The organism is Sphingomonas sp. TZW2008 (assembly GCF_002117915.1).
Classification (GTDB): domain Bacteria; phylum Pseudomonadota; class Alphaproteobacteria; order Sphingomonadales; family Sphingomonadaceae; genus Sphingomonas.
In genome coordinates this window covers 215,587-231,043 of the sequence record NZ_BDJB01000003.1, presented here as the reverse complement: position 1 = coordinate 231,043, position 15,457 = coordinate 215,587, and the positions used below count along the sequence as shown (strand labels likewise).

Below are 15,457 nucleotides of genomic sequence, written 5' to 3'. Positions count from 1 at the left end.
CACCGCGTTTCGCGCTATATGCGCGCGATGCAAACACCGTCGGCTGCGCCCATGCCCATCCCCGGGCACATCGATCCCGTGCCTGTCGCGCGTGCCGTCACGCCGCGGGCGGATGGCCGCGTCGATCTCGTCGGCCTGTCCAAGGCCGAGCTGCGCGAGGCGCTGGCGGCGGGCGGGCTCGATCCCAAGCAGGCGAAGCTGCGCGCCAAGCAGATCTGGCACTGGATCTACAATCGCGGCGCGACCGATTTCGCGGTGATGACCGACATTGCCAAGGCGCAGCACCCGTGGCTCGCCGAGCGTTTCGTGATCGGACGGCCGCAGGTGGTGGAGGCGCAGGTCTCTGTCGACGGGACGCGCAAGTGGCTGCTGCGGTCGGACGACGGGCAGGACTATGAGATGGTGTTCATCCCCGACGCGGATCGCGGTACCTTGTGCGTATCGAGCCAGGTCGGTTGCACGCTCAACTGCCGCTTCTGCCACACGGGGACGATGCGGCTGGTGCGCAACCTGACCGCGGGTGAGATCGTCGGGCAGGTGATGCTCGCGCGCGACGGACTGGGCGAGTGGCCGAGCCAGCCCGAGGGCCGCATGCTGACCAACATCGTGATGATGGGCATGGGCGAGCCGCTGTACAATTTCGACAACGTGCGCGACGCGCTCTCAGTAGTGATGGACGGCGACGGGCTCGCGCTGTCGAAGCGGCGGATCACGCTGTCGACGTCAGGCGTCGTACCGATGATGGCGCGCGCGGGAGCAGAGATCGGCGTCAACCTTGCCGTCTCGCTCCACGCGGTAACGAAGGACGTGCGCGACGAGATCGTGCCGCTCAACCGCAAGTACGGGATCGAGGAGCTGCTGCAGGCGTGCGCGGATTATCCTGGTGCGAACAATGCACGGCGCATCACGTTCGAATATGTGATGCTCAAGGACAAGAACGATTCGGACGACGACGCGCGCGAGCTGGTGCGGCTGCTGCGGCATTACCGGCTGCCGGCAAAGGTGAACCTGATCCCGTTCAATCCATGGCCGGGCGCGCCGTACGAATGCTCGGCGCCCGAGCGAATTCGCGCTTTCTCGAACATCATCTTCGAAGGCGGCTTCTCGGCGCCGACGCGTACGCCGCGCGGGCGCGACATCGATGCCGCGTGCGGCCAGCTCAAGACTGCGGCCGAGAAGAAGAGCCGCGCCGAGCTCGATCGGCAGGCCGAGGAGAAGCTCGCGGCGCTCGGGTGAGCGGGCCGCGCATCGCAACCCGCTGACCCTCGGGTTCAAGCCGTCTCGATCAGGCGGTCCGCCTGCGCGCGTGCTTCGTCGGTGATCGTTGCGCCCGACAGCATGCGCGCGATCTCCTCGCGCCGTTCCGCATCGTCGAGCTGGCGAACGCCCGTGCGCGTCACCACACCGTCGTTGCGCTTGGCGATCAGGAGATGCGCCGCGCCGCGCGCCGCGACCTGCGGCGAGTGTGTGACGACGAGTAGCTGCGTAGCGGTCGCGAGCCGCGCAAGGCGCTCGCCGATCGCGGAGGCGACCGCGCCGCCGACGCCGCGATCGATCTCGTCGAAGATCATCGTCGCCGCGCCGCCTTCCTCCGCCAGCGCGACCTTGAGCGCGAGGATGAACCGCGACAGCTCGCCGCCCGAGGCGATCTTGATCAGTGCCGCGAAGGGCGCACCGGGATTGGTCGCGATCTCGAACTCGACGCGGTCCTGGCCGAAGGGGCTCCACTGATCCTCGGGCAGCGGCGCGACGCCGGTGCGGAAGCGCGCGGCGTCGAGTTTGAGCGGGGGCAGCTCGCCCGCCACCGCCGCGTCTAGCCTGGCGGCGGCGGCGCGGCGTGCGTCGCTCAGGCGCTCGGCGGCTGCGACGTACGCCGCGCGTGCCTTGGCCGCGCGCTGCTCAAGCGCGGCGATGCCTTCCTCGCCCGCCTCGAGCCGGTCGCGTCGGCCGCGCAACTCGTCGGCGAGCGCGGCGAGATCATCGGGCTGGACGCGGTGCTTGCGCGCGGCGGCACGCAGCTCGAACAGCCGCGCCTCGTCTTCCTCCAGCGCGCGCGGATCATAGGCGAGTGCGCGGCTCGCCTCGGTGACCTGCTCGCCCGCGTTGCTCGTCTCGATCACCGCCCGATCGAGCGCCGCCAGGGCTTCGGTGAGCGCCGGATGGTCGGGCGCGATGCGATCGAGGATGCGCGCAGCCTGACGCATGCTGGCGAGCGCACCATCCGATCCTTCGAGCGCATCGACGAGCGCGTTGAGGTCCTCGGTGATCTTCTCCGAGCGCTGCATGATGCGTCGGCGCTCGGCGAGCACCTCTTCCTCGCCAGCCTCGGGGGCGAGCGCGTCGAGCTCGGCGACGGCATGATCGAGCCACTCGCGGTCGCGCGCCGCGGTCTCGATCTCGGCGCGCGCGGCGAGGAGCGCCTCGTCGGCGGTGCGCCATGCGCGCCAGGCGTCGGATACCCCGGCGGTGTCGAGCCGCCCGAACGTGTCGAGCAGCGCGCGATGGCCGCGCGGGTTGAGCAGCCCGCGATCGTCGTGCTGGCCGTGGATCTCGACCAGGCGCGTGCCGAGTTCGCGCAGCAGCGCCGCTGACGCGGGCTGGTTGTTGAGGAACCCGCGGCTGCCGCCGTCCGCCTTGACGACGCGGCGCACGATCAGCGGCTCGCCCGGCTCCGCCTCGATCCCGTTGTCTTCGAGCAGACCGGCGATATCGGCAGGGGGATCGAAGGTGGCGGTGACGCTCGCCTGCGCTGCGCCGTGGCGCACCAGCCCGCTGTCACCGCGTGCGCCGAGCGCTAGGCCGAGCGCATCGAGCAGGATCGACTTACCCGCGCCCGTCTCGCCGGTGAGTACGCCGAGACCGGGCCCGAAATCGAGGTCCAGCGCCTCGATCAGCACGACGTCCCGGATCGAAAGCGCGGTCAGCATGTGCGGCTCAACGCCCGGCGCCGCGGGCGGTGCCTCACTGATCCTGCGGCGGTGCCGGGGGCGTACCGGGCTGGACGCCGGTCGGCGTCGCGCTGCTCGGCGCGTTGCCGGCGGGCGTCGCACCGGCGCCGCCAGTGGTGGTCGCCGGCGTCGGCGCGCCCGGCGCCTCGGCGCGCGGCGTCGGCGCGTCCTCGACCGGCAGCACCTCGACCTCGGTCCGCGGGGCGGCGGCGGGGGCGGGAACGGTGAGCTGCGGGACGACCTGCTCGCCCGGCGCGAGCGGCTTGACTGGCATCACCGGGTTCTCGCCGAGCAGATCGAAGGCGCGCTTGTACCAGTCGGTCTCTGGATAGTTGGCGCCGAGCACGGCGGCGCTCCGCCGCGCTTCCTCACGCACGCCGAGCGCCAGATACGTCTCGGTCAGCCGCATCAGCGCCTCGGGGGTGTGCGTGGTGGTCTGATAATCGTCGACGACCTTGCGGAAGCGCATCGTGGCGGCAAGCCACTGGCCGCGGCGCTCGTAGAAGCGGCCGACCTCCATTTCCTTGCCCGCGAGGTGATCGCGCACGAGATCGATCTTGAGCCGCGCGTCGGCGGCATAACGCGTGTTGGGATAACGGCGGGTGAGTTCGCCCAGCGCGTCCTGCGCCTGAACCGAGATCTTCTGATCACGCGTCACGTCGCTGATCTGTTCGTAATAGCTCATCGCGATGAGATAATAGGCGTAGGGCGCATCGCGGTTGCCGGGGTGGACCGACAGGAAGCGCTGCGCGCCCTGAATCGCTTCGGTGTAGCTTTTCGCGAGATAGTTGCTGAACGCGCCCATCAGCTGCGCGCGGCGCGCCCAAACCGAATAGGGGTGCTGGCGCTCGACCTCGTCGAACAGCGCGGCGGCGACCTTGTACTGGCGCTGGTCGAGCTTCTCGCGCGCGGCGCTGTACAGCGTACCGACGTCGCGCGCGACGTAGGGCAGATCGCCCTTGCTCGCGCGGTTGCGTGCGCATCCCGCCATCGGCAGCGCGACCGCGGCGATCAGCAGGGCGACGAGCGGGCGGGCCGCCTTGGAACGGGACGGCCGAACGCCGCGGGGCCGGGACAGGGACGAGGAGATACGCATCGGAATGAGCCTTTAGCGCAGGGCCGCGCGTGCGAACAATGGCGAAACGAGCGGGGCTGGACGAGCGGGACGAAACGGGCAGGTGTGGGCCGCAGAACGATATGCAGGCGGAATGAAACGGCTTGGTCGCGGCGGCGTTGAGCGGGTAGCACAGCCATCCATCATCGGGGTACCAACATGACTGCAACCTTGCTGGCGACCAAGCGCGTCGAGAAGCCGTGGGGCCGCCACAAATTGTACCCCGGCTTTCCCGATCCCGCGCCGGGCGGCGAGCCGATCGGCGAGGTGTGGTTCCAGTCACCGCACCCCGACGAGCCCGAAATGCTGATCAAGTATCTGTTCACCAGCGAGAAGCTGTCGGTGCAGGACCATCCGTCGGACGAGGAGGCACAGAAGCGCGGCCTGCCGCGCGGCAAGGACGAATGCTGGCTGATCCTCGACGCCCAGCCCGACTCGACGATCGCGATCGGGCCGAAGCAGCCGATGACGGCGGACGAACTGCGCGCGAGCGCGCTCGACGGATCGATCGAGGACAAGCTCGACTGGAAGAAGGTGAAGGCGGGCGACTTCTACTACTCGCATTCCGGCGTGATCCACGCGATCGGCGCGGGGCTGACGCTGATCGAGGTGCAGCAGAATTCGGATACCACCTATCGCCTGTACGATTACGGCCGCCCGCGCGAGCTTCACCTCGACGACGGCATCGCGGTGGCGGAGCTTACCCCCTATGTCGCGCCGCCGCGGCCGGGCGAGGTCGCGCCGGGGCGTACGATCCTGGTCGAAGGACCCAAGTTCGTGCTCGAGCGGTGGACCGGTGGCGAGCGAACGGTGCGCCTGCCGGAAGGCAAGCCCGGCTGGCTGGTGCCGGTGCGCGGCCACGGCGTGGTCGGCGGCGTCGCGTGGAGGGCGGGCGAGTGCGTGATGCTGACGGGCGAGGAGATCCTTTACGCGTCGAACGATGCCGACCTGCTGTTCGCCTATACCGGAACCAAGCGGATCGACGCTTGACCGGCGACGCGCACGCAGCGCGGCGCTCGCGATGATCGATGCCGCTGGAGCGGCGCTGGCGGCCGGGGCGGGGTTCGTCGGCGGGGCGATGAACGCACTCGCCGGCGGCGGCACCTTCGCGACGCTGCCTGCCCTGCTAGCTGCGGGGCTGCCCGCGAACGTCGCCAATGCGACATCCAATGTCGCGTTGCTGCCGGGCGCCGCGACGAGTGCGTGGAGCTTCCGCGACGAACTGGCGCCGGTGGGCGGCGTTGGCGTGCGAACGCTGTCCGGCGTGACCTTTGTCGCGGGGCTCGCGGGCAGCGCGCTGTTGGTCGTGACGCCGACGCGTACCTTCGATCTCATCATTCCGTGGCTGGTGCTCTACGCCTTCGTCGTGCTTGCCTTCGGCAAGCGCGCGTCGGCTTGGCTAGCGCGGCGCGTGACGATCGGGCCGCGCACGCTGGTGGCGGCGCAGGCGCTGCTCGGCATTTACGGCGGCTATTTCGGCGGCGGCGTGGGGCTGATGATGACGGCGACCTACGGGCTGCTCGCCCGGCTCGACCCGCGCAAGCTGTTCGCGCCGCGCACGCTGATGCTCGCGGTCGCCAATGCCGCCGCCGCGATCGTCTTCGTCGCGGCAGGGATGGTGGCGTGGGAATTCGGCGTGCCGATGCTGGTCGGCGCGATCGCGGGAGGCTGGGCGGGCGCGCTGATCGGCAAGCGCCTGCCGCCGGGCGCGGTGCGCGCGTGGACGCTGCTGGTGACGGGCGCGACTACGGCGGTCTTCTTTTGGCGCGCATACGCCGGATGAGCGCTGTCGGTGCACCGCGGTTTGCGATAGGTTGCGCCCGATGACCGTGATCTATCGCCATCGCCTCGCGACGCGCCTGTGGCACGCGATCAACGCTGTCGCGATCTTCATTTTGATCGGCTCGGGGCTCGGGATCTCGAACGCGCATCCGCGGCTCTACTGGGGGCGCTACGGCGCGAACTTCGATGCCGCGTGGTGGGAGCTGCCGCGGTTCCCCGCCTGGCTGACGATCCCGGCGAACTACAATCTTGCGCTGTCGCGGCGCTGGCATCTGTTCTTCGCGCTGGTGCTGGCGTTCGGACTGCTCGGCTACATGATCGCGGGATTGCTCAACCGCCATTTCGCGCGCGATCTACGCGTGCGCCGGCGCGAGCTGACGGTGCGACACGTTGCCGCGGACGTGCGCGAACACCTGTCGTTCCGCTTCCACGATCCGGCCGATCCGCAGGCGTACAACCTGTTGCAGAAGCTGTCGTACGTCGGCGTCGTCTTCGTGCTGCTGCCGCTCGTCATTCTTACCGGCATCGCGCTGTCGCCCGGGATGAACGCGGCATGGCCGTGGCTGCTCGACGTGTTCGGAGGGCGCCAGTCGGCGCGGTCGATCCATTTCCTGTGCATGATCGCGATCACGCTGTTCGTCGTCGTCCACCTGGTGCTGGTGATCCTCGCCGGGCCGCTCAACGAACTGCGCTCGGTCATCACCGGCTGGTGGCGCGTGCCCGAGGAGCCCAGGCCATGATCGTGTCGCGACGAGGGTTGATCGCGGGCACGGCGGCAAGCGGCGCGGTGCTGCTCACGGGATGCGACCGGGTGATTCAACAGCCCGCCACGCGGCGCATCCTGTTTCTGGGCGAGGACATGCATCGTGGCCTGCAGCGTGCGCTGACGAATCGCGACGCGCTCGCGCCAGAGTTCGCGTCAGAGCAACGGTCGCCGTTCTTCCGGCCGAACGGCACGCGCGATCCCGGCACGCCGCAATATGCCGCCCTGCGCGCCGGCAATTTCGCCGACTGGCGGCTCGCCGTCGGCGGATTGGTCGCGCGGCCGCTGTCGCTGAGCCTCAAGGATCTGGGTGCGCTGCCGCAGCGCGCGCAAATCACGCGGCACGACTGCGTCGAGGGGTGGAGCGCGATCGGCAAGTGGCAGGGACCGCAATTAGCCGACGTGCTCAAGGCCGCAGGCACGCGCGATAGCGCGCGCTACATCGTCTTCACCTGTGCCGACCTCTACGGCGGCGCGCCCTATTACGAGTCGATCGACCTGGTCGACGCGTTCCATCCACAGACGATCCTCGCCTGGACGCTCAACGATCGCTTCCTGCCGGTGGCGAACGGTGCACCATGTCGGCTGCGCGTCGAGCGTCAATTGGGATACAAGCACGCCAAATATCTGATGCGGATCGACGCGGTCGCCAGCCTCGATGGCATCGGCCGTGGCAAGGGCGGGTATTGGGAAGACAATGTCGATTACGATTGGTACGCCGGCATCTGATCGTTACGTGCCCGTGCCATGGCGCTGATCGATCTGTTTCTCTCCCGCGCGGTGAAGCGCGGCCGTCTCACCCTCCACCGCCCCGGCCACGCGCCGACCAGCTTCGGCACGCCGCAGGAGGGGTATCCGAACGTCACGATCCGCTTCGCCGACCGGCGCGTCGCACTGGCGATCGCGCGCAACCCGGCGCTGGGCGCGGGCGAATGCTACATGAACGGGCGGCTGATCATCGAGGAGGGCGACGTGCGCGACCTCGTCGAACTGCTGAAGCGCAACAGCCGCTGGGAAGGCGGGGAGCGCAACCTGAAGCCCAGTGCGGCGACGCGCGCGATCGGCGCGGTGCGCTATCGGCTCGACCGGATCAACATGGAGCGTCGATCGAAGCGCAACGTCGCGCACCATTACGACCTCTCGGGGCGGCTCTACGACCTCTTCCTCGATCGCGACAAGCAGTACAGCTGCGCCTATTTCACCGATCCCGCCAACAGCCTGGAACAGGCGCAGCAGGACAAGAAGGCGCATATTGCCGCCAAGCTGGCGCTGAAGCCTGACATGCGCGTGCTCGACATCGGCTGCGGCTGGGGCGGCATGGCGCTGTATCTTCACCAGCATTTCGACGTCGACGTGCTCGGTGTGACGCTGTCGGAGGAGCAGCTCAAGGTCGCGCGCGCGCGGGCCGGCGAGGCGGGGGTCGCCGATCGCGTGAAGTTCGAGCTGATCGACTATCGCCGCGTCGAGGGGCAGTTCGACCGCATCGTGTCGGTCGGCATGTTCGAACACGTCGGCCCGCCGCAGTATCGCACCTTCTTCCGCAAGTGTCGCGAGCTGCTGGCGGACGATGGCGTGATGCTGCTGCACACGATCGGCCGGATGGGCGGACCGGGCACGACCGACGACTGGACCGCGAAGTACATCTTCCCCGGCGGATACAATCCGGCGCTGAGCGAGATCGTCACCGCCTACGAAGGGCTGCGGCTGTTTCCGACCGATATCGAGGTGCTGCGGCTGCATTATGCCTGGACGATCGATCACTGGTACGATCGCACGATGGCGGCGAAGGACGCGATCGTCGCGCTCTACGACGAACGATTCTTCCGCATGTGGACCTTTTACCTGGCGGGTGCAGCGTCCGCCTTCCGCAACGGCGGCATGTGCAATTACCAGATCCAGCTGACCAAGAGCCGCACCGCCGTGCCGGTGACGCGCGACTATATGATCGAGGGCGAGCGCGCGTTGCGGGGTTGAAGAATTCGGTCAGTCGACCGTCATCCCGGATGGCTGGCCGGGATGACGGTGCAGCGGCATGCGATCAGCCGCCGCCGTGGAGGTTGATCTTCTGCCCGTTGGCGTATTCCCCGTCGGCCGAGACGAAATAGGCCACCGCCGCGGCGACGTCCGCCGGGGTGGAGACGCGGCCGAAGGGCGACTGGGCGGCGAGATCGTGGATGTCGGCGACACCGCGCGTTGCCTTGGCAAGGCGCTCGCCCATGTCGGTCACCGTCAGACCGGGGGCGACGATGTTGGTGCGGATGTTGTTGGCGCGCTCCTCCTTCGACAGCACCAGCGCGAGCGCCTCCGACGCGGCCTTGCCCATCGAATAGGGCGCGCCGTTGGGGGCGTGATAGAGCGTTGCGACGCTGGAAATGATGATGATGTCGCCGCGGCCCTTCTCCTTCGCGCGCTGGCGCATGGAGGGCAGGACCAGCTTCGACATATAGTGCGGCGCAAAGGCATGGGTGCGCATCACGCGCTCGAACTCGCCCGGATCGGTATCGGCGACGCTCTGCCCGCGGCTGGCGATGCCGGCGTTGTTGACGAGGATGTCGACCCCACCGAAGTCGGCGACGACAGCGTCGACCATCGTCTCGCACTCCTCGAAGTGATCGACCGAGGCGGCATAAGCCTTGGCGCGGCGCCCCAGCCCTTCGATCTCGCGCACCACCTCCTCGGCAGCGTCGGCGTCGCGGCGGTAGTTCACCGCGACGTCGGCACCGTCGCGCGCCAGCCGCAGCGCGATCTCACGCCCGATGCCGCGCCCGCCGCCGGTGACGAGTGCCACCCGGCCCTCAAGTCCGCTGGGGGTTCCGGCGCTCATGCCGCCTGCTCCTTCTTCTTGCTGTAATCGGGGCGGCGCTTCTCAAAGAATGCCTTGATCCCCTCACCGAAATCGGGCGCGGTCGCGCAGAGGATCTGGTTGCGGTCCTCCATCGCCACCGCTGCCTCGAGGCTGGGCGCGTCGATCGACATGCGCAGACATTCCTTGGTGAGCCTGAGGCCCATCGGCGAGGTGGTAAGCATCTGTTCGATCAGCGGCGCGGCGGCTTCCTCCATCTGGTCGTCGGGCACGACGCGGCTGACGAGGCCTGTTGCAAGCGCGCGATCGGCGGTGATAAAATTACCAGTGAGCATGAATTCCGCCGCGACGCTCGCGCCGACGAGGCGCGGCAGGAAATAGCTAACGCCGATGTCGCACGCGGAAAGCCCGATGCGGATGAAGGCGGCGTTCATGCGCACCGATTCGCCGGCGATGCGGATGTCGGATGCGAGCGCCATCGCAAAGCCGCCGCCGCATGCGGGGCCGTGGACGAGGCTGATGATCGGCTGCGGGCAATAGCGCATCTTCATCACGATCTCGGCGATCGAGCGCTGGTGCGCGAGGCGATCGATCGTATCGAATTCGGAGCGGCCGCCCTCCTGCAGGTCGAGCCCGGCGCAATAGGCGCGGCCGGCACCCTTCAGCACCACGACGCGGCAGTCACGATCCTTGTGCAGCGCGCCGAAATAGTGGTTCAATTCCTCGACATGGCGATCGTTGAGCGCATTTAGGACGTGCGGGCGGTTCATCGTCACCCAATCGACTTCGCCCCGGCGCTCGACCGAGATCATCTCATATTCCAACAGGCCTCTCCCACTCTTGTCTATTGCACTGATCTGTTGACGGGGCACTCTACATAACTAAAGTTATCCTGCAATCGCGAGGTCGCAATCGGCCCGCGTTCGAGCTGGGGAGAGGCTGAGTGAAACTGGGTTCGGATATCGCGGCGATCATTACCGGAGGCGCCTCCGGGCTCGGCCTCGCGACGGCGAAGGCGCTGCGGGCGGAAGGCGTGAAGGTCGCGCTGTTCGACAAGAACGGCGAGATCGGCCCGGGCGTCGCGGAGGAGATCGGTGCGACCTACTGCGAGGTTGACGTGATGGATCAGGCGTCGGTTGACGCTGGTTTTGCCAAGGCGCGCGCGGCGAATGGGCAGGAGCGGATCCTGGTCAATTGCGCGGGCGGTGGCTTCGGTGGCCCGAACAAGACGGTGGCGCGATCGAAGGAGGACGGCTCGATCAAGCCGTATCCGATCGAGAACTACCAGAAGACGCTCGAGCTAAACCTCGTCGGCACGTTCCGCTGCATCGTCGGCGCGGCGGCGGGGATGATGACGTTGGAACCGACCGAAGACGGCGATCGCGGGGCGATCGTCAACACGGCGAGCGTCGCGGGCGAAGAGGGCCAGGTGGGGCAGGTCGCCTATGCGTCGGCCAAGGCGGGCATCATCGGCATGACGCTCAATGTCGCGCGCGACCTGTCACCCGAAGGCATCCGCTGCAACACGATCCTGCCGGGCATCTTCGACACGCCGCTGCTGGGCCGCGCGAAGCCGCAGGTGAAGGCGGCACTCTCCGCGATGGTGCCGTTCCCCAAGCGGCTCGGCATGCCGGAGGAATATGCCAAGCTGGCGCTGGAAATGTGCCGCAACGGTTATTTCAATGGCGAGGACGTGCGGCTCGACGGCGCGATCCGGATGCAGCCGCGCTAATCAACGGATCATGGCCTCTCGAACGTGCCGCGACAGGATCGGCACGGACGGGCGGGCGGGGAGAGTGAGATGAATTTCGACTATTCCGACGACCAGAAGATGCTGAAGGACGAGGCGCGCAAGTTCCTCGCCGCGAAGTGCGACGCCAAGGTGGTGCGCGGTGTGCTCGACAATGCCGATCGCGCCTATGACGAGGCGCTGTGGAAGGGCGTTGCGGAGCAAGGCTGGCTCGGCGTCGCGATCCCCGAGGAGTTCGGCGGGCTCGGCATGGGCCATGTCGAGCTGTGCGGGCTAGCCGAGGAGCTTGGCCGCGCGTGCGCGCCAATCCCGTTCGCCTCCACTGTCTATTTCGTCGCCGAGGCGCTGATGAAGTTCGGCTCGCAGGAACAGAAGGCCAAGTGGCTGCCCCGGATTGCGGCGGGCGAGGTAATCGGTGCGTTCGCCACCGCCGAGGGCAAGGGCCCCGTGACGGCGCGGTCGATCGGCACCAGCGTGTCGGACGGCAAGCTGTCGGGCGAGAAGATCCCGGTGACCGACGGCGACGTCGCTGACCTGATCGTCGTGCTGGCGAAGGACGGGCTGTATCTGGTCGAAAAGGGCGAAGGCGTATCGGCCGAGGTGCTCACGACGCTCGACCCGACGCGCTCGGCGGCGAAGCTCATTTTCTCGGGCGCGCCGGCCGAGCGGCTCGGCAGCGAGGACGGGATCGCGGCGATGCAGGCGGTGTTCGATCGTGCGGCGGTGCTGCTCGCGTTCGAGCAGGTCGGCGGCGCCGACAAGAGCCTAGAGATGGCAAAGGAATATGCGCTGAGCCGCCATGCCTTCGGCCGTGCGATCGCGGGCTATCAGGCGATCAAGCACAAGCTCGCCGATATCTACGTCAAGAACGAGGTTGCGCGATCGAACGCCTATTTCGGCGCGTGGGCGCTCAATACCGATGCGGGTGACCTGCCGCTGGCGGCGGCGACCGCGCGCGTCGCGGCGAGCGAGGCGTTCTGGTTCGCTTCCAAGGAGAATATCCAGACGCACGGCGGCATCGGCTTCACCTGGGAGGCCGATCCGCAGCTCTACTACCGCCGGTCGCGCCAGCTCAGCCTCGTCGCGGGTGCCCCGGCGACATGGCGCGAACGGCTGGTGAGCCAGCTCGAAATGAAGAACGCGGCCTGAACGCCGAGCGAGAGGACGAGATCATGGACTTCAACGATTCCCCGGAAGAAGCCGAGTATCGCGCCACCGCGCGCGCGTGGCTCGAGAAGAACGCGGCCGAGCACAAGGCGATGAACCACGCCGACGACATGGCGGCCGGCAAGGCGTGGCAGAAGCGCAAGGCCGAAGCCGGCTACGCGCAGATCACTTGGCCCAAGGAGTGGGGCGGGGCTGGCGGCACGCCGATCCAGTCGGTGATCTTCGGCCAGGAAGAGGCCAAGTTCCCGGTGCAATACGGCTATTTCACCATTGGCCTTGGCATGTGCGTGCCGACGGTGATGGCGTTCGCCAACGACGAGACCAAGCAGCGCTTCGTCGGCCCGGCGCTGCGCGGCGAAGAAATCTGGTCGCAGCTGTTCTCCGAACCCGCCGGCGGATCGGACGTGGCGGCGATCCGCACCCGCGCGGTGCGTGACGGCGACGATTGGGTCGTGAACGGCCAGAAGGTGTGGACCTCGGGCGCGCATTATTCGGATTACGGCATCGTCCTCGTCCGCACCAATCCCGACGTGCCCAAGCACAAGGGCCTGACGATGTTCTGGCTCGATCTGAAGTCGCCGGGCGTCGAGATCCGGCCGATTCACCAGATGTCGGGCGGATCGAACTTCAACGAAGTCTATTTCACCGACGTTCGCATCCCTGATGCGCAGCGGCTAGGCGCGGTGGACGACGGCTGGAAGGTCGCGCTGGTCACGCTGATGAACGAGCGGCTCGCGGTCGGCGGGGCGAGCGGGGCGAGCCCGAAGGAAATCCTGGCGTTGGCGAAGGACCTCGACGCGGCAGACGGCCCTCTGATCAAGGACAGTGCGTTCCGCCAGCGGCTGGCCGACTGGTACGTCCAGTCGGAAGGGCTGCGCAACACGCGCATGCGCACGATGACGGCGCTGAGCCGCGGGCAGACGCCGGGGCCGGAAAGCTCGATCGGCAAGATCATCGCCGCCAACGTGCTGCAGGATCTGGGCAATGCCGCGATCGAGGCGGAGGATCAGTATGGGATCATCAACGATCCCGCGCTGCTGCCGCTGAAGGGCCTGTTCCAGGGCGCGGTGATGAATGCGCCGGGCCTTCGCATCGCGGGCGGCACCGACGAAATCCTGAAAAACATCATCGCCGAGCGTGTTCTCGGCCTGCCCGGCGAGATTCGCACCGACAAGGATGCGGCGTTCAAGGACCTTGCCGTCGGGCGCTGATACGCACCTGCGCTTTCAAGCCGCCGCCGTTCCGGAAGAACCTGGAACGGCGGCGGTTTTGTTTAGCCGCGCAGATCGATGATGTGCTCGCCCACCTCATCAGCGAACAGCGCCTTGACGATATCGGCACGCGCGGTGAGCGTCGCGCGCTGGTTGACGTAGCCCTTGTCGGTGATCTCGCCCCCGTCGATCGACGGTGCCGTGCGTAGGATGGTGAAGCGTCCGACGCGGCGCGACGATCCGCCCGCCTCGGCGTTGAACGCCTCCAGCTTCTCCTTCACCAGCCCCTCCAGCGTCGGGAAAGGATCCGCACCCGGCGTCGCTTCCGCGAGCGTCTGCAACGCCGAGGCAGAGGGCCAGGCGAGTACCGCGATGAACGGCTTGTCCTGCCCGGCGATCACCGCGTCCTGGAGATAGGGCGAGCAGGCGGCGACGATATCAGGCCGCAGCGTGCCAACCGACACCCACGTCCCCGACGAAAGCTTGAAGTCCTCCGTTACGCGCCCGTCGAAGACGAGGCCGAGTTCGGGCTGATCGGGATCGAGGAAGCGCGCAGCATCGCCGAGCATGTAATAGCCCTCCTCGTCGAAGGCGGCGGCGGTCTTTTCAGGATCGTTGTGGTAGCCGGTCGTGACGGTCGGCCCCTTCACCCGCACCTCGAGCTTGTCGCCGCTGGGCACGAGCTTGAGCGTGCTGCCCGGAAGCGGCAGCCCGATCAGCCCGACGCGCTCCGACGCCCAGTGGACGACGGTGACGCCGAGCGTCTCGGTCGCGCCGTACATGGTGGTGAACGGCATGCGCTCGCCCGTCTCCGCGATCGCCAGCGCCTGCATCCGATCGTAGAGATCGTCGGACAGCGTCGCGCCGCCATAGCCCATGCCGCGCAGGTTCTTGAAAAAGGCGTGCCGCAGCGTCGGATCGCGCTCCATCGCGTCGGCGAGCATCGCAAAGGCGATCGGCGCCGAGCCGAAGCTCATCGGCGAGATCTCGCGCAAATTGGCGATCGTCGTCTCGAATAGGCCGGGGACGGGCTTGCCCTCGTCGATGTAGAGCGTGCCGCCGCCGGCGATCGCGGCGTTGAAGTGGATCGTGCCCGCAGAGATGTGGTTCCACGGCATCCAATCGAGCGAGATCGGATGGTCGACCGGATCGGGATCGTCGCGCAGCCCTTCCGACGCCGCGATCAGGTTGACGAACATTCCCTGATGCTGCGGCACCCCCTTGGGCATCCCGGTCGATCCCGAGGTGAACAGATATTTGCCGACGGTGTCGTGCGTCAGCGCCTCGCGCGCTTCGTTGACCGCCTCGGTTGCGACGGTGTCGGTCAACTCGCGGAACGGGATGGTGCCCGCGCCGCCGTCGACGGTGACGAAGACGAGCGAGGGATCGAGGGCGCGTAGCGTATCAAAGGCGCGCTCGAACATCGCGGCCTGCTCGGCGAAGACGATCCGCGGGCGCACGGTGGCGAAACAGTGTTTGAGCTTGGCGTGATCGGTCGAGACGAGGCTGTAGGCAGGGCTGAGCGGCGCGATCGGCACGCCCGCGGTGAAGCAGCCGACCATCAGGATGCCCTGCGCGACCGAATTGGCGCTGAGGCACATCACCGCGTCACCAGCGCCCAGCCCGCGATCGAGCAGCCACTGCGCGACGCTGTCCGCCATGCGCTTGCCTTCGCCGTAGGTGACGCCCTGCCACGGCCCGTGGCCGGGCGCGCGCTGCATCAGCCAGGGCCGATCGGGATGAAGCGCGGCGCGCTCGGCCATCAGATGCGGGATCGAGCGGGCGGGCTCGGCCATCGCGTGGTTCGACCGGATCAGGATCGTGCCATCGTCGCGATGATCGACGGTGATGTCCGGCCCCTTCTGCGGCAGGCGGCGGAAGGGCGGGGGGTTGGGCACGGCAGCGGCGGTGGCCATCGG

The 15,457-nt window shown here is 67.8% G+C and carries 14 protein-coding genes; 9 read left to right on the top strand and 5 right to left on the bottom strand.

Annotation, left to right across the window (positions count from 1 at the left end; genetic code table 11):
- Positions 1-51: 51 nt before the first annotated feature.
- Positions 52-1,236: a 23S rRNA (adenine(2503)-C(2))-methyltransferase RlmN gene (gene rlmN, locus B7L05_RS02740; protein ID WP_085809060.1), complete on the top strand. Its 1,185-nt coding sequence runs from the start codon at positions 52-54 to the stop codon at positions 1,234-1,236.
- Between the two features lie 35 nt (positions 1,237-1,271).
- On the opposite strand, the gene recN is transcribed toward rlmN, so the two are convergent.
- Positions 1,272-2,927 carry a DNA repair protein RecN gene (recN, locus tag B7L05_RS02735; protein ID WP_085808685.1) on the bottom strand — a complete coding sequence of 552 codons (1,656 nt, stop codon included), beginning with the start codon at positions 2,925-2,927 and terminating at the stop codon, positions 1,272-1,274.
- A gap of 34 nt (positions 2,928-2,961) precedes the next feature.
- The gene (locus B7L05_RS02730) at positions 2,962-4,044 is read right to left on the bottom strand and encodes an outer membrane protein assembly factor BamD (RefSeq protein ID WP_085808684.1); all 1,083 of its coding nucleotides are present in this window, start codon (positions 4,042-4,044) and stop codon (positions 2,962-2,964) included.
- A gap of 177 nt (positions 4,045-4,221) precedes the next feature.
- Here B7L05_RS02730 and B7L05_RS02725 point away from each other — a divergent pair, with 177 nt between their 5' ends.
- The 5 genes from B7L05_RS02725 to B7L05_RS02705 are packed head-to-tail and all read left to right on the top strand — an operon-like array spanning position 4,222 to position 8,581.
- Positions 4,222-5,052 carry a class I mannose-6-phosphate isomerase gene (locus B7L05_RS02725; protein ID WP_085808683.1) on the top strand — a complete coding sequence of 277 codons (831 nt, stop codon included), beginning with the start codon at positions 4,222-4,224 and terminating at the stop codon, positions 5,050-5,052.
- Positions 5,053-5,083: 31 nt separating this feature from the next.
- A complete protein-coding gene (locus tag B7L05_RS02720; protein WP_085808682.1) occupies positions 5,084-5,845 on the top strand; it encodes a sulfite exporter TauE/SafE family protein in 762 nt (253 codons plus the stop codon).
- A 40-nt stretch (positions 5,846-5,885) separates the two neighbouring features.
- Positions 5,886-6,584 carry a cytochrome b/b6 domain-containing protein gene (locus B7L05_RS02715; RefSeq protein WP_085808681.1) on the top strand — a complete coding sequence of 233 codons (699 nt, stop codon included), beginning with the start codon at positions 5,886-5,888 and terminating at the stop codon, positions 6,582-6,584.
- Entirely contained in the window at positions 6,581-7,336 is a 756-nt protein-coding gene (locus B7L05_RS02710; RefSeq protein ID WP_085808680.1) for a molybdopterin-dependent oxidoreductase, read from the top strand. Before B7L05_RS02715 ends, B7L05_RS02710 begins: the two co-directional genes overlap by 4 nt.
- Before the next feature lie 18 nt (positions 7,337-7,354).
- Positions 7,355-8,581: a cyclopropane-fatty-acyl-phospholipid synthase family protein gene (locus B7L05_RS02705; RefSeq protein WP_085808679.1), complete on the top strand. Its 1,227-nt coding sequence runs from the start codon at positions 7,355-7,357 to the stop codon at positions 8,579-8,581.
- A gap of 64 nt (positions 8,582-8,645) precedes the next feature.
- Here B7L05_RS02705 and B7L05_RS02700 read toward each other — a convergent pair whose 3' ends face one another.
- Positions 8,646-9,431 (bottom strand): SDR family NAD(P)-dependent oxidoreductase, encoded by a 786-nt coding sequence (locus B7L05_RS02700; RefSeq protein ID WP_085808678.1) that lies wholly within the window; start codon positions 9,429-9,431, stop codon positions 8,646-8,648.
- Positions 9,428-10,222 carry an enoyl-CoA hydratase/isomerase family protein gene (locus B7L05_RS02695; protein WP_085809059.1) on the bottom strand — a complete coding sequence of 265 codons (795 nt, stop codon included), beginning with the start codon at positions 10,220-10,222 and terminating at the stop codon, positions 9,428-9,430. Before B7L05_RS02695 ends, B7L05_RS02700 begins: the two co-directional genes overlap by 4 nt.
- A gap of 131 nt (positions 10,223-10,353) precedes the next feature.
- On the opposite strand from B7L05_RS02695, the gene B7L05_RS02690 reads away from it, so the two are divergent.
- The 3 genes from B7L05_RS02690 (at position 10,354) to B7L05_RS02680 (ending at position 13,538) form a co-directional block, all read left to right on the top strand.
- A complete protein-coding gene (locus tag B7L05_RS02690; protein WP_085808677.1) occupies positions 10,354-11,142 on the top strand; it encodes an SDR family NAD(P)-dependent oxidoreductase in 789 nt (262 codons plus the stop codon).
- Positions 11,143-11,211: 69 nt separating this feature from the next.
- Complete coding sequence (locus B7L05_RS02685) at positions 11,212-12,309, top strand: acyl-CoA dehydrogenase family protein (protein ID WP_085808676.1); 1,098 nt, start codon at positions 11,212-11,214, stop codon at positions 12,307-12,309.
- 23 nt (positions 12,310-12,332) lie between these two features.
- Entirely contained in the window at positions 12,333-13,538 is a 1,206-nt protein-coding gene (locus B7L05_RS02680; RefSeq protein WP_085808675.1) for an acyl-CoA dehydrogenase family protein, read from the top strand.
- Positions 13,539-13,600: 62 nt separating this feature from the next.
- Here the strand turns inward: B7L05_RS02680 and B7L05_RS02675 are convergent, their stop codons facing one another.
- Entirely contained in the window at positions 13,601-15,454 is a 1,854-nt protein-coding gene (locus B7L05_RS02675) for an AMP-binding protein (protein WP_085808674.1), read from the bottom strand.
- Between the last annotated feature and the right edge of the window lie 3 nt (positions 15,455-15,457).